At 60.1% G+C, this 14,617-nt stretch carries 13 protein-coding genes and 2 tRNA genes; 6 read left to right on the top strand and 9 right to left on the bottom strand.

The genetic code is table 11. The annotated features are described in order from the left end of the window. Positions 1-122: 122 nt before the first annotated feature. Both CPH89_RS20580 and CPH89_RS20575 read right to left on the bottom strand, forming a co-directional pair. A tRNA-Asp gene (locus CPH89_RS20580) sits at positions 123-199 on the bottom strand. 19 nt (positions 200-218) lie between these two features. Beyond that, positions 219-294 (bottom strand) — tRNA-Val (locus CPH89_RS20575). A gap of 159 nt (positions 295-453) precedes the next feature. On the opposite strand from CPH89_RS20575, the gene rdgC reads away from it, so the two are divergent. From rdgC to sugE, 3 genes are all read left to right on the top strand, one after another. Then, on the top strand, positions 454-1,374 hold the full coding sequence (gene rdgC, locus CPH89_RS20570; protein ID WP_003190130.1) for a recombination-associated protein RdgC: 921 nt from the start codon (positions 454-456) through the stop codon (positions 1,372-1,374). 155 nt (positions 1,375-1,529) lie between these two features. Next, the gene (locus tag CPH89_RS20565; protein ID WP_053255285.1) at positions 1,530-2,495 is read left to right on the top strand and encodes a bile acid:sodium symporter family protein; all 966 of its coding nucleotides are present in this window, start codon (positions 1,530-1,532) and stop codon (positions 2,493-2,495) included. 106 nt (positions 2,496-2,601) lie between these two features. Beyond that, positions 2,602-2,916: a quaternary ammonium compound efflux SMR transporter SugE gene (sugE, locus tag CPH89_RS20560; protein WP_017136389.1), complete on the top strand. Its 315-nt coding sequence runs from the start codon at positions 2,602-2,604 to the stop codon at positions 2,914-2,916. 117 nt (positions 2,917-3,033) lie between these two features. On the opposite strand, the gene CPH89_RS20555 is transcribed toward sugE, so the two are convergent. From CPH89_RS20555 to CPH89_RS20545, 3 genes are all read right to left on the bottom strand, one after another. Next, positions 3,034-4,908 (bottom strand): MFS transporter, encoded by a 1,875-nt coding sequence (locus CPH89_RS20555; protein ID WP_053255284.1) that lies wholly within the window; start codon positions 4,906-4,908, stop codon positions 3,034-3,036. Positions 4,909-4,971: 63 nt separating this feature from the next. Next, positions 4,972-6,120: a TDT family transporter gene (locus CPH89_RS20550; protein WP_053255364.1), complete on the bottom strand. Its 1,149-nt coding sequence runs from the start codon at positions 6,118-6,120 to the stop codon at positions 4,972-4,974. A gap of 113 nt (positions 6,121-6,233) precedes the next feature. Continuing rightward, a complete protein-coding gene (locus tag CPH89_RS20545) occupies positions 6,234-7,421 on the bottom strand; it encodes an MFS transporter (protein ID WP_053255283.1) in 1,188 nt (395 codons plus the stop codon). A gap of 91 nt (positions 7,422-7,512) precedes the next feature. On the opposite strand from CPH89_RS20545, the gene CPH89_RS20540 reads away from it, so the two are divergent. After that, positions 7,513-8,058, top strand: coding sequence for a TetR/AcrR family transcriptional regulator (locus CPH89_RS20540; RefSeq protein ID WP_053255282.1), 546 nt, complete (start codon positions 7,513-7,515; stop codon positions 8,056-8,058). 134 nt (positions 8,059-8,192) lie between these two features. Here CPH89_RS20540 and CPH89_RS20535 read toward each other — a convergent pair whose 3' ends face one another. From CPH89_RS20535 to CPH89_RS20520, 4 genes are all read right to left on the bottom strand, one after another. Beyond that, positions 8,193-8,972, bottom strand: coding sequence for an ABC transporter permease (locus CPH89_RS20535; RefSeq protein ID WP_053255281.1), 780 nt, complete (start codon positions 8,970-8,972; stop codon positions 8,193-8,195). After that, positions 8,969-9,901 carry an ABC transporter ATP-binding protein gene (locus tag CPH89_RS20530; RefSeq protein WP_053255280.1) on the bottom strand — a complete coding sequence of 311 codons (933 nt, stop codon included), beginning with the start codon at positions 9,899-9,901 and terminating at the stop codon, positions 8,969-8,971. Before CPH89_RS20530 ends, CPH89_RS20535 begins: the two co-directional genes overlap by 4 nt. A gap of 134 nt (positions 9,902-10,035) precedes the next feature. Further along, a complete protein-coding gene (locus CPH89_RS20525) occupies positions 10,036-10,653 on the bottom strand; it encodes a glutathione S-transferase family protein (protein ID WP_053255279.1) in 618 nt (205 codons plus the stop codon). Positions 10,654-10,709: 56 nt separating this feature from the next. Further along, positions 10,710-11,369 (bottom strand): transglutaminase-like domain-containing protein, encoded by a 660-nt coding sequence (locus CPH89_RS20520; RefSeq protein ID WP_053255278.1) that lies wholly within the window; start codon positions 11,367-11,369, stop codon positions 10,710-10,712. Between the two features lie 190 nt (positions 11,370-11,559). Between CPH89_RS20520 and CPH89_RS20515 the strand changes: the two genes are divergently transcribed. Next, complete coding sequence (locus CPH89_RS20515) at positions 11,560-14,007, top strand: acyl-CoA dehydrogenase (protein WP_053255277.1); 2,448 nt, start codon at positions 11,560-11,562, stop codon at positions 14,005-14,007. Positions 14,008-14,082: 75 nt separating this feature from the next. Continuing rightward, positions 14,083-14,490: a PA2817 family protein gene (locus CPH89_RS20510; RefSeq protein ID WP_053255276.1), complete on the top strand. Its 408-nt coding sequence runs from the start codon at positions 14,083-14,085 to the stop codon at positions 14,488-14,490. Positions 14,491-14,617: the final 127 nt, after the last annotated feature.

Raw genomic sequence — 14,617 nt, 5'->3', positions numbered from 1 at the left:
ATGCAATTTATTTAAAAAAACTTCATCGTGAGATTATTTGCCGTATTTCGGACAAAAAAAACCCGCTCAATGAGCGGGCTTTCTGTGGTGACCTGGCGTTCAGTATTCCAGGTTACCGAATATGGCGCAGCGGACGGGACTCGAACCCGCGACCCCCGGCGTGACAGGCCGGTATTCTAACCGACTGAACTACCGCTGCGCGTAACACTTAAAACGAATGGTGGGTGATGACGGGATCGAACCGCCGACATTCTGCTTGTAAGGCAGACGCTCTCCCAGCTGAGCTAATCACCCTTCGCTTCGGTGTGGCGCGCATTCTACGGAGCGACCCTACGTCTGGCAAGCACTTTCTTAAATCTTTTTTTTGAGGCCTTCCAATGGCTTAGGCAGGGTTGGCCTCAGCCCTGATCAAGACAATAATGCCCCCCTTTGTATAAAGGAGAGACTCACCCCATGTGGTTCAAGAACCTGCTTATCTATCGCCTGACCCAAGATCTGCCTGTTGATGCCGAGGCGTTGGAAGCGGCCATGGCCACCAAACTGGCGCGCCCTTGTGCAAGCCAGGAGTTGACCACTTACGGTTTCGTCGCACCGTTCGGTAAAGGTGAAGACGCTCCCCTGGTTCACGTCAGCGGTGATTTCCTGCTGATCGCCGCGCGCAAGGAAGAACGCATCCTGCCGGGTAGCGTGGTGCGTGACGCACTGAAAGAGAAAGTCGAAGAGATCGAGGCCGAGCAAATGCGCAAGGTCTATAAAAAGGAACGGGACCAGATCAAGGATGAAATCATCCAGGCCTTCCTGCCGCGTGCCTTTATTCGTCGCTCGTCGACCTTCGCCGCCATCGCGCCGAAACAGGGCCTGATCCTGGTCAACTCGGCCAGCCCGAAACGCGCCGAAGACTTGCTGTCGACCCTGCGCGAAGTGATCGGCACCCTGCCGGTACGCCCGCTGACGGTTAAAACCGCACCGACGGCAATCATGACCGACTGGGTCACCACCCAGAAACCGGCCGATGACTTCTTCGTCCTCGACGAATGCGAACTGCGTGACACCCACGAAGACGGCGGCATTGTGCGCTGCAAGCGCCAGGACCTGACCAGCGAAGAAATCCAGCTGCACCTGACCACCGGCAAAGTCGTGACCCAATTGTCCCTGGCCTGGCAGGACAAGTTGTCCTTCATGCTCGACGACAAAATGACCGTCAAGCGCCTGAAATTCGAAGACCTGCTGCAGGATCAGGCAGAGCAAGACGGCGGCGACGAAGCCTTGGGCCAACTGGACGCCAGCTTTACCCTGATGATGCTGACGTTCGGCGAGTTCCTGCCGGCGCTGGTTGAGGCACTGGGCGGCGAAGAGACGCCACAAGGTATCTAAAGCCATGTGAAGATTAAAATGTGGGAGCGGGCTTGCTCGCGAATGCAGTGGAGCAGTCACCCGATGTATTGACTGACACACCGTATTCGCGAGCAAGCCCGCTCCCATATTTGATTGCATTTGCACTTCCGAAATCTAATAACAAGGACATCCCCATGCGCGCACTCGCCGCCTTGAGCCGCTTCGTCGGCAATACCTTCGCCTACTGGGTGTTGATTTTCGCGGTGCTCGCCTTCCTTGAGCCGGGCTGGTTCATCGGCCTCAAAGGCGCCATCGTGCCGCTGCTGGGCCTGGTGATGTTCGGCATGGGGCTGACCCTCAAACTTGAAGACTTCGCCGAGGTCGCTCGCCATCCGTGGCGAGTGGCCTTGGGCGTGGTCGCGCACTTTGTGATCATGCCGGGCGTGGCCTGGCTGCTGTGCCAGGCGTTCCACCTGCCACCGGAAATTGCCGTCGGCGTGATTCTGGTCGGCTGCTGCCCAAGCGGCACCTCGTCCAACGTGATGACCTGGCTGGCCCGGGGCGATCTGGCGCTGTCGGTGGCCATCGCCGCCGTCACCACCCTCCTCGCCCCGCTGCTGACGCCGGCGTTGATCTGGCTGCTGGCGTCAGCCTGGCTGCCGGTGTCGTTCATGGAGTTGTTCTGGTCGATCCTGCAAGTGGTGCTACTGCCAATCGTGCTCGGCGTGGTGGCGCAACGTGTGCTCGGCGAGCGGGTCCGCCATGCCGTGGAGGTGTTGCCGCTGGTGTCGGTGGTCAGCATCGTGATCATTGTCGCGGCGGTCGTCGCGGCCAGCCAGGCGAAGATCGCCGAGTCCGGCCTGCTGATCATGGCCGTGGTGATGTTGCACAACAGCTTTGGCTATCTGCTGGGCTACTTCACCGGTCGCTTGTTCAAGCTGCCATTGGCACAGCGCAAATCGCTGGCACTGGAAGTGGGCATGCAGAACTCCGGGTTGGGCGCCGCACTGGCCAGCGCGCACTTCTCGCCGCTGGCGGCGGTGCCGAGTGCGCTGTTCAGCGTCTGGCACAATATTTCCGGGGCTTTGCTGTCGACTTACTTCCGCAGAATGAGCGAAAAGGAAGACCGTCGCGCGTTGCAGGACGCGCCAAAAACTTGATCGCCTGATCAATATTCGGCACTCTACCGAGCTTCGCGGGGACGACCTCGCGACGCTTTCAAGCGCTAAATCCGGGGACGACCCCAGCTATAGTTTGGAGGTCATCATGTCCTGGATCATTCTGTTTTTTGCCGGGCTGTTTGAAGTCGGCTGGGCGGTCGGCCTGAAGTACACCGACGGGTTCAGCAAACCGCTGCCGACAGCCCTGACCATTGCCGCCATGGCCATCAGCCTCGGCCTGCTGGGGCTGGCCATGAAGGAGCTGCCGCTGGGCACCGCCTATGCCATCTGGACGGGTGTGGGTGCGGTGGGCACGGTGATCGCCGGGATTATCCTGTTTGGGGAATCCATGGCGTTGTTTCGATTGGCGAGTGTGGCGTTGATCATTTGCGGGTTGGTAGGCCTCAAGATCAGCGCCTGAGCCACTACCGCTTTCGCGAGCAAGCCCGTTCCCACACTAAACCGCGCTCGATTGAACAACTTGGTCAACTGTGGGAACGGGCTTGCTCGCGAAGGGGCCCTGACAGGCAACAAAAAACTACCTGACACTCCCCCGCAACACCGCTACTCGCTCCTGCAACTGCGCAGGCGTCGCCGCCTCCACCGCAACAGGCTCACCCGCCACCAACGTGACATGCGACCAGATCCGATGAAACAACCCCTTGTTCGGATCGCGGCTGAAGAAACTCCCCCACAACCCCTGCAACGCCATCGGAATCACCGGCACCGGTGTCTCTTCGAGAATGCGCGTCACACCACCACGGAAGTCATTCATCTCACCGTCGGCCGTCAATTTGCCTTCCGGAAAGATGCACACCAACTCCCCTTCTTTCAGGTACTCGGCAATCCGTGTGAACGCTTTTTCGTAGATCTGGATATCTTCGTTACGCCCGGCAATCGGAATCGCCCCGGCCGTACGGAAGATAAAGTTCAGCACCGGCAAACGGTAGATTTTGTAGTACATCACAAAGCGAATCGGCCGACGCACCGCGCCACCGATCAACAGCGCATCGACGAACGACACGTGGTTGCACACCAGCAAGGCTGCGCCTTCATCCGGAATCAGCTGCAGATTGCGATGCTCCACCCGGTACATGGAATGGCTGAGCAGCCAGATCATGAAACGCATGGTGAACTCGGGGACGATCTTGAAGATGTAGGTGTTGACCGCAATGTTGAGCAGCGACACCACCAGGAACAGTTCGGGGATCGACAGCTTGGCCACACTCAGCAACAGGATCGACACGATGGCCGAGACCACCATGAACAACGCGTTGAGAATATTGTTCGCCGCGATCACCCGCGCGCGCTCGTTCTCGGCGGTGCGCGACTGAATCAGCGCATACAGCGGCACGATATAAAAGCCGCCGAACACACCCAGCCCAAGGATATCGAACAGCACCCACCAGGCCTGGCCATAACCGAGCACTGCCAGCCAATCGTTCGCCTGGACGTTCTGCGGGAAGCCGCCAGAGTGCCACCACAGCAGCAGGCCGAACACGGTCAGGCCAAATGAACCGAACGGCACCAGGCCGATTTCCACCTTGCGACCTGAGAGTTTTTCACAGAGCATCGAGCCCAGCGCGATCCCCACCGAGAACACCGTGAGGATCAGTGTCACCACGGTTTCGTCGCCGTACAGCCACTCCTTGGCGTAGGCCGGGATCTGCGTCAGGTAGATCGCGCCGACAAACCAGAACCACGAGTTGCCGACAATCGAGCGCGACACTGCCGGCGTCTGCCCCAGGCCCAAACGCAGGGTGGCCCAGGACTCGCTGAAAATATTCCAGTTCAACCGCAGCTCGGGTGTAGACGCCGCCGCGCGCGGAATGCTGCGGCTGGCCAGGTAACCCAGCACCGCCACACCGACAATCGCCGCCGCCACGATCGGCGCGTAATGGGTGGACGACATCATGATGCCGGCGCCAATGGTGCCGGCCAGGATTGCCAGGAACGTGCCCATTTCCACCAGGCCGTTACCGCCCACCAGCTCATCGTCGTGCAGGGCCTGGGGCATGATCGAGTACTTGACCGGGCCGAACAGCGCCGAGTGAGTACCCATGGCGAACAGCGCCAGCAGCATCAATTCCAGGTGATTGGACAGGAAGCCCGTGGCGCCTACCGCCATGATCACGATCTCACCGATCTTGATCGCACGGATCAACGCGTCCTTGTTGAATTTCTCGCCAAATTGCCCGGCCAGCGCCGAGAACAGGAAAAACGGCAGGATAAACAGCAGGGCGCACAGGTTGACCCAGATGGAGCGGTCACCGTCGATGGTGAGCTTGTAGAGAATCGCCAGGATCAGCGATTGCTTGAAGATATTGTCGTTGAAGGCGCCCAGTAACTGGGTGACGAAAAACGGCAGGAAACGCCGTGTTCGCAGCAAGGTGAATTGTGAGGGGTGGCTCATCGTCCGTGTTCCTGCGTGGCCTGAAGGCTTGGATTGTCAGGCCACGACTTTACCTAATCCGGCTTACTTATTCGCTAGCCCCGCAATACAAGGCGAAACAAAAAGCTCACCTTTGTAGGCGCCCTGCACGGTGCGCTTGGCGACGATCAGCCACATCAGCGCCAGAGCCACCACCAGCACAGTGCCAAACACGCTGAAAAAACCCAAGTGCAATTGGCTCGCAAGCTTCAGCGTAGCCAAGGCGTACACCCCTAACGGGAAGGTAAAACCCCACCAACCGAGGTTGAATGGAATGCCCGCACGCAGGTAACGCAAGGTGATCAACACGGCGATCAGCATCCACCACAAGCCGAACCCCCACAGGGTGATGCCCGCCACCAGGCCAAGGCCGCTGGCCATCTCGCCGACACCGGGCAAGCCGTTGGCCGCGAAGATTGCCGGTGCATCGCCGCCCAGCAGCAACATGCCGAGGGCACCGGTGCCAATAGGGCCAAGCGCCAACCAGCTCGACGCAGCCATATTAGCGTGGGGCAGTTTGTGCAGGGCCATGCGCAACATCAAGATGGTGAGGATGCTGAACGCCACCGGCAGGGAAAACGCCCACAACACGTAGCTGGTCACCAGCATCACCAGTTGCGAATGGGCGTCGACCAGGTGCGGCGCCAGCAGGCCACCGCTGGCGGCAGCGACTTCGGCCGCGACCACCGGCAACAGCCAGACGGCGGTCATCTGGTCGATGCTGTGTTCCTGGCGGGTGAACATCATGAACGGGATCAGGACCCCGCACGCCATGGCCATCGCCACATCCAACCACCACAGGGTTTGAGCCAACGCGATGACATCGCTGCCCCAGCGTGGCAGGCCGAACAGCAGCAGGCCATTGAGAATCGTCGCCAGCCCCATCGGGATGGTGCCGAAGAACATCGAAACCGTGGAGTGCCCGAAAATCCGTCGTGCCTCGTCGAAGAACATCACCCAACGGGCGGCATACAGAAGACTGAACAGCACAAACAAGCCAATGGTGAACAGCCACAGCCCTTCGGCAATGGCATGCAAGCCGGGCACACTCACGGGCAATTGCGCCAAGGCCAGCGCCAGCACGCCGGTGCCCATGGTCGCGGCGAACCAGTTGGGGGTGAACTGGCGAATCACTTCCCGAGGACGGGTCAAGTGACTGAAGGGTTTATAGCTGATGGTATTGGAGCAAGTCATGATGGTCATCCTCTTCCTCGCATGAGGTTGAAGCCATCATAGAACCTGAACGAATATCTATATAACGGGTAATATCTCTAACTGTTATCTGTTTTACCAATATAGAAACTGACCTACACCGCCGTTCTGGCTCGCCCTGAATCCTGCAGCAGCAAACCGACCAGCGCACTGAGGGCCAGCACAATCAGCACGGCGCCGTAGCCATCGGTGGTGGCGATGAGGCCGAACACCCGGCTAAGGTTGCCCGCCAGCAATGCCGGCACGCAGAACGCCAGGTAGCTCAAGGCATAAAACGCAGACATCAAACCGGCGCGTTCATGGGGCAGCGCCAGGCCCACGATACTGCGCACACTGCCCATGAACCCGCCGCCAAAACCCAAGCCTGCGATCACACTGGCGACAAAGAACAGCCACAGACTGGCACTCTGCACAGCGACCAGCAGCAACGCCACACACGCCGCCAACAGGACCGCCGATAGCCGCATGATCCTGTCTGCCGCACGCGCGCGCAGGCTGTAAATCATCACCGCGCCACTCAGGGTCACGACTGCCACCAGGCCGCCGCCAATCAGATGCGAGGTCGAACCGGTCGCAGCCCGCACAAGCGACGGGGCCAGGGATGAAAAGAACCCGCCCAGCGACCACACCGCCACATTCAGCGGCATCGCCAGCCACAAGGCACGGCGCGCTTGCTGCGGCACATGCAGGGTGGGCGCCAACGACTTCAAGGCCCCGGGTATGCGGCTGACGGTTTCGGGCAAGCGCAACATGCAGACCGCCTGAAGCGCCATCAACCCCAACAGGGTGAAGTAAATCAATTGAGTCGGACGGGGTGCGAACTCCACGAGCAAGCCGCTGCCCAGGCCACCACTGGCCATCCCCAAGAGTGGCGCCAGGCTATTGAGCATGGGGCCGCGCAAACGGTCGGTGTCCAGCAGCGTGGCACTCAGCACTGCGGTTGCCATGCCTGTCGCGAAACCTTGCAACGCGCGAGCGGCAATCAAGTAGGCGGTGCTGTCAGCGTTGATAAACAGCAGCATCGCCACCATATTCAGGATCAGCGCGACGAAGATCACCGGCTTGCGCCCCAGGTAATCCGAGAGCGAACCCACGGTCAACAACGCGGCCAACAGGCTCACCGCATAAACGCCGAAAATCACCGTCAGCATGGCCGCAGAAAAATGCAGGCTGTCCTGGTAAACCTGATACAGCGGCGTCGGCGCGCTGGACGCAGCGAGGAAGGTCAACATGGTGATGACCAGGAACGCCAGGCTGGAACGTTGAGACATGACGCTAGACATAAGCACACCCCGCTAAAGCTAATATTTTGCTTTTGCAGAGTGTGCTACCGCCGAGCGCTTAAAGCAAATTCTTTGTGTTAAGGTTTTACGCATGGCGATTAAAGAAGGCCTTCGCCCGGGGGGCCGCAGTGCCCGGGTTCAAGAATCAGTGCATAACGCCGCGCGCGAACTGCTGGAAGCCCATGAGCGTTCCAGCGTTACCGTGCCGATGATTGCTGCGCGCGCAGGCGTGACGCCCTCGACGATCTACCGACGCTGGGGCGACTTGTCCGCCCTGCTCGCCGACGTGGCCTTGGAACGCCTGCGCCCGGACAGCGAGCCCGCCAACACCGGCACCCTGCGCGGTGACTTGCGGGCGTGGGGCGAGCAATACCTGGATGAAATGAGCTCCGAGCTGGGGCGCAACATGATGCGTGACGTGCAGTGCAATCGTCCCAGGGACTATTGCAGCAGCATCCTGATGGGCCAGATGCAGGTTATTCTCGACCGCTACCAGGGCAGCGTCGACGTGCTGCCGAGCCTGGACCGGTTGCTGAATCTGATTGCGGCGCCCACGGTGTACCGCAGCCTGTTCGCCAGTGCGCCGCTGCCGGTCGAAGAACTGCATGAATTGATCGAGCTGGCGCTGCAGGGATAAAGCCAAACACACAACCCAATGTGGGAGCGGGCTTGCTCGCGAATACGGAGTGTCAGTCAATACACACTTGACTGATCCACCGCTTTCGCGAGCAAGCCCGCTCCCACATTTTTTTGACTGTGTGTAATCGCTGCTTACGTACGCATCCCGCGCCCGCTCACCAGCAGCCGTGCACAGCCGACATACAGCACCACGGTGGCCACCAGCATAAAGGTGATCGCCACGCTGATCTTGATATCCGATACGCCCAGGATGCCGTAGCGGAAGGCGTTGACCATGTGCAACACCGGGTTGGCCAGCGACACGGTCTGCCAGAACGGCGGCAGCAAGGTGATGGAGTAGAACACCCCGCCCAGGTACGTCAGCGGCGTCAGCACGAATGTCGGGATGATCGAAATATCATCGAAATTGCGCGCAAATACGGCGTTGATAAACCCCAGCAGCGAGAAGATCGTCGCCGTCAGTACCACCACCAGCAGGGTGACCCCAAGGTGATGCACTTGCAGGTGGGTGAAGAACAGCGACAGCAAGGTCACGATCACGCCGACCATCAAGCCACGCAACACGCCACCCAGGGTGTAGCCGATCAGAATGGTGTGGGGTGACACCGGCGACACCATCAATTCTTCGATGGAGCGCTGAAACTTGCTGCCGAAGAAACTGGAGACCACGTTGCCGTAGGAGTTGGTGATCACCGACATCATGATCAGGCCCGGCACGATGTACTCCATGTACGTGAAGCCACCCATGTCGCCGATCTGGCGGCCTATCAGGTTACCGAAGATCACGAAGTACAGGACCATGGTGATCGCCGGCGGCAGCAGGGTCTGCGGCCAGATCCGGGTGAAGCGCTTCACTTCGCGGTAAACGATCGTCTGCAGCGCGACAATGTTGGGTTGCAGTTCGGAACTCATACCGCCACCTTCGCCAGATTTTTCTCCACCAGGGACACGAACAACTCCTCAAGGCGATTGGTTTTATTACGCAGGCTCAGCACTTCAATGTTCTGGGCCGCCAACTGGGTAAACAGCGCAGTGATGCCCATGGCCTTGTCCACCTGGACTTCCAGGGTGTGGTCGTCCACCAGGCGGCTCGGGTAGCCGAGCAAATGCGGCGCCACCGACAGGTTGTTTTTCAGATCAAGCAGGAAGGTTTCCACATGCAACTGGCCCAGCAGGTTACGCATGCTGGTGTTCTCGACGATGGTGCCGTGGTCGATGATGCCGATGTTGCGGCACAGTTGCTCCGCCTCTTCCAGGTAATGGGTGGTGAGGATGATGGTGATGCCCTTCTCGTTCAGCTCGGTGAGGAAGGCCCACATCGATCGACGCAGTTCAATGTCCACGCCTGCGGTCGGTTCATCGAGGATCAGCAGGCGCGGCTCATGCACCAGCGCGCGGGCGATCATCAAGCGGCGCTTCATGCCGCCGGACAGCGAGCGCGAAGGCACATCACGTTTGTCCCACAGGCCCAGTTGAGTGAGGTACTGCTCGGCGCGTTCCTTGGCGATTTTCGCCGGGATGCCGTAGTAGCCCGCCTGGGTCACAACGATGTCGAAGGTCTTTTCGAACTGGTTGAAGTTGAACTCCTGGGGCACCACGCCGATCGAGCGTTTCAGCGCCGCCGGGGATTTGTCCAGGTCATGCCCGAAGATATTCACCGTGCCGCTGGTCTTGTTGACCAGGGTCGAGAGGATACCAATGGTGGTGGATTTGCCGGCACCGTTGGGGCCGAGCAAGGCGAAAAAGTCACCTTCGGCCACGTCCAGATCGATACCACTCAGGGCCTGGAAACCGTTGCCGTAGGTTTTGGTTAGCTGCCGGATGGACAGAGCGGAACTCATATCGGAATACGCACCAAGGAAGGGAATAGAAACAGTAGATGAGGGCGCAGCCCAGGTAGTTCAACGGCGGCGCATGACAGGCATGGTGCTTGCCTGCGCCGCACAAGTACAGTCACCCGTATTAATAGTAGGTATTAAGTCAACGCAGTCATCACGGCTTTGCGGTAGGCCGGGCGTTCTTTGAGGCGCTGGTACCAGGCCTCTAGATGGGGCATTGCAGGCCGTTCGATAGGCATTTCAAACCAGGCGTAGATAAAGCTGCCCAACGGGATGTCGCCCATGCCGATCGTATTGCCCGACAGGTAAGGCTGCGTCGCCAGCGCTTTGTCCACGGTGCTCAAGGCCTCGATACAGGCCTGGCGCCCGGCATTGATGCTGTCCCAGTTCTGCTTTTCTGCCGGGGTGCGCAGGATGCCCCAGAACACCGCTTTGAAGGGCTCAGCGAGGGTCGAAGTGGTCCAGTCCATCCATTTTTCGGCATTGGCGCGCGCTTTCAGGTCGCTCGGGTACCAGCTCGACGCCTGCTTGGCGCAGAGGTAACGCACGATGGTGTTGGACTCCCACAGCACAAAGTCGCCGTCTTCGATCATCGGCACCCGGCCATTGGGGTTCAACGCTCGGTACTGCGGCGTGTCGACCACACCAAAAGCTCCGCCCGCATCAATTGCCTCATAGTCCAGGCCGAGTTCCTCGGCGCACCAGAGTGCTTTCCTGACATTTGATGAATTTTTACGACCCCAGATTTTCAGCATGACCGCGCCTTATCGTGAATGAACATGGCTTGATGAACGCAGCAGCATACGCCGCTTCACGCGCGGCTTAAATCAGTGTGCAGGTCACCCAATACGATCGGCTTATCCGCGGCGAACAGGTGCGGGTAACACTGCTGAATATGCGCGAAGAAAAACTCCTCGGGCACGTCTGAAAACTGCCCGTGGTCAAGCACATACTCCATCGAGCGCTGCCCCTGGCGATTGAACGCATGGAAGACGCTGTCATGGATCCCATCGAATTCCAGCGGCGGTACATCGAAAACGTCACACAGTTGCTGATTGAACGCCGGGGTCGCCTTGACCCACCGGCCGCGCAAGTAAAACTCGGTGTAGCCGTGCATGGCGAACACATCACTCTTGAGCAACGCAATCAGGCGTGGCGTCGACAGGTGATTACGCACGTCCGCCAGGCCGATGCGCGCCGGTATCCCACAATGGCGGGCACAGGCAGCAAGCAAGGTGGCCTTGGGCACACAGTAACTTTCCCCGGCCGCCAGCGCGAAGCTGGCGCGCAAGCTGCCGGGGTCGCGGCTGAAGGTGTAAGGGTTGTAGCGAATCGCCTCACGTACGGCGTAATAAAGACTGACTGCCTGGTCACTTGAGTCAGCACTGGGACCCCGGTGTTTTTCGGCGAACTCCACCACCGCAGGGTGGTCACTATCGATGAAGCGGCTGGGATTCAGGTACGTATCCATGAGCTTTATCTCCGAAGGAAGCCTGGAGTGTAACGACAGGTCTGCCAGGGAGATAACGACGAATCGGCCAAATGTCGGCGCCTGGTGATGGTGCGCCCAGTACAACTCGTTACACCCTGATCACCGCGCTTTTTCGGATGCCGACTAAGCTCCATGGTGGTTTCGCCCCTGGTTTCACGGAGGATTGAATATGCTGTTGTTGTGGATACTGGTTCTGGTGGTCGGCATTGCCTACCTGGCACACCGCCGCACCGCGCCCCTGCCCGCCCTGGGCGTGGTCGCCGTTTACCTGCTGGCGATGGGCGCCTGGAGCCATGCACCGGGTTGGCTGCTGCTGATCTTCTGGGTGATGATCGCCGTCGTTGCCTTGCCCTTGCTGCTGCCGGACCTGCGCCGGCAATACTTCACCAAGCCGCTGTTCAGTTGGTTTCAGAAAGTGCTGCCGCCGATGTCCGAAACCGAGCGCGACGCGATCGATGCCGGCACCGTGTGGTGGGACGGCGAACTGTTCAGTGGCCGCCCCGACTGGGACAAGTTGCTGGCCTACCCCAAGGCGCAATTGACTGAAGAAGAGCAGGCATTCATCGATGGCCCCACCGAAGAACTCTGCGCGATGGTCAGCGATTGGGAAATCGGCCAGGCCATGGACCTGCCGCCCGCTGCCTGGGAACACATCAAGACCCATGGCTTCTTCGCGCTGATCATTCCCAAGGAATACGGCGGCAAAGGCTTCTCGGCCTACGCCCACTCCCAGGTTGCGATGAAGCTCGCCACGCGCAGCGGCGACCTGGCCTCCACCGTCATGGTGCCCAACTCCCTCGGCCCGGCCGAACTGCTGCTGCATTACGGCACCGATGAGCAACGCAACCACTACCTGCCCCGCCTGGCCCGTGGCGATGATATCCCGTGCTTTGCGCTGACGGGCCCACTGGCCGGCTCCGACGCCGGTGCCATGCCCGACACCGGCGTAATCTGCAAAGGTGAGTGGGAAGGCAAGGAAACCCTCGGCCTGCGCCTGAACTGGGAAAAACGCTACATCACCCTCGGCCCGGTGGCGACGTTGCTCGGCCTGGCCTTCAAGGCCCATGACCCGGATCACCTGCTGGGCGACCAGGAAGACCTGGGTATCAGCCTTGCACTGATCCCGACCGACACCCCCGGCGTCGAAATCGGCCGGCGTCACCTGCCCCTGGGCGCCGCGTTCATGAACGGCCCCAACTCCGGCAAAGACGTGTTCATCCCCCTGGAATTCCTCATCGGTGGCCAGGAGATGCTCGGCAAGGGCTGGATGATGCTGATGAATTGCCTGTCGGTAGGCCGTTCGATCTCCCTGCCCGCCGTCGGCACCGGCGCTGCCAAGTTCACCAGCCTGGTGACAGGCCAATACGCCCAGGTACGTGAACAGTTCAACGTACCGCTGTCGGCCTTCGAAGGTATTCAGGAAGCCCTCGCGCGCATCGGCGGCAACGCCTGGCTGATGGACAGTGCGCGCATGCTCACCGCCAACGCCGTGGACCTGGGGGAGAAACCCTCGGTGCTGTCGGCGATCCTCAAGTACCACCTGACCGAACGCGGCCGCGAGTGCATCAGCCACGCCATGGATGTACACGGCGGCAAGGGCATCATCATGGGCCCGAACAACTACCTGGGTCGCAGCTGGCAAGGTGCGCCGATCTTCATCACCGTGGAAGGCGCAAATATTCTCTCGCGCAACCTGATGATCTTTGGCCAGGGCGCGATTCGCTGCCATCCGTTCGTGCTCAAGGAAATGGCCCTGGCCGGTCGTGAAGACCATGACCAGGCGCTGAAGGAGTTCGACGGCCTGCTGATGCAGCATATCGGTTTTGCCGTGAGCAATGCCGCCAGCACGCTGGTGCTGAACCTGGGCGTTGGCCACTTTGAGCAAGCCCCGGGCAACCGCTTGAGCCAGGGTTACTTCCGTGCACTGAACCGTCAGGCCGCCGCGTTCGCCCTGCTCGCCGACCTGAGCATGATGCTGCTGGGCGGTGAATTGAAACGTCGCGAACGCCTGTCGGCGCGCCTCGGCGATGTGCTGAGCCATATGTACCTGGCGTCGGCGGCGCTCAAGCGCTATCACGACCTCGACTCACCCGACCATCTGGAACCGCTGTTCGCCTGGGCCATGGAAGAAAGCCTCGGCGAGTCGGAGCGCGCGCTGGATGAACTGCTGAGCAACTTCCCGAACAAGGTGCTCGGCTGCCTGCTGCGGGTCATCGTGTTCCCGTTCGGGCGTCGTCATACCGGGCCGTCCGATGCACTGGACGCCAAAGTGGCCGCGGTGATCGGTCGCGCCAAAGGCGACCCGACCCTTGAAGAGTTGCTGGCCGGCTGCTATCGCCCGCAATCGGCGGAAGATCCGGTCGGTGCCCTGCAACATGCCTACGACCTGCTCGGCGCCAGCCATCCGCTGCAGAAAAAACTGCATGCCGCGTTGAAAAGCGGCCAGGTCAAACCGACTGCCGGCGAGCATGCCATCGACGCCGCCCTGCACGCCGGGGTGCTGCAACCGGGCGAAGCGCAAACCTTGCGCGATGCCGAAGCGGCGCGGCGCAAGGTGATTGATGTGGATGATTTCAGTAAGGAAGAACTGACCCAGGCTGAGGGTAAAGTCCGCTGATACCAGCGGTCATATAAAAACGGGCGCGAGAGGCATATACTCTCGCGCCCGTTTTTGCTTTAGAGGACTTATCTCGTGTCCAACGTCGTTGCCGATCATCTCGTCTTGCTCGACCACCTGCGCAGCATCCTGGTTGCCGTCGGCGAAGCCGAACAGGTGCCCGAGGAAAGCCACACCTTGTTCCTGGAGCGTTTCGACGAGTTGCGTGCCCTGCTGCCGATCGATCCGATTGAAAGCCAATACCTGGGCCAGGACCTGATGAGCCAGGTCATCTTGCGCTACCCGCAAATTGCCCACCTGGTGCCACGCGACCTGCTGTGGTTCTTCGGCGGCGACTGCCTGCACTTCATGCCGGACGAAGAACTGGACCTGTACCAGGCCCTGGAAGAGCGCCGCTTTGAAGCCGAACAGAACGACGAACCGTTCGACTGGAACCAGGAAAAGCAGCTGCTGGCGATGCCCCAAGACCAGAGCACCCACTGATCTCGGCTAAAACGCTGTTTTTCTGTGGAAGCTGGCTTGCCTGCGATGCAGGCGACTCGGTCGGTCATTCAAACCGAGGCGATGTCATCGCAGGCAAGCCAGCTCCCACACAAGCCAGCACCCAGCA

It is taken from the genome of Pseudomonas fluorescens (genome assembly GCF_900215245.1).
Lineage (GTDB): Bacteria > Pseudomonadota > Gammaproteobacteria > Pseudomonadales > Pseudomonadaceae > Aquipseudomonas > Aquipseudomonas fluorescens.
The sequence above is the reverse complement of the archived record's forward strand: the minus strand, read 5'-3'. Positions and strand labels throughout refer to the sequence as shown.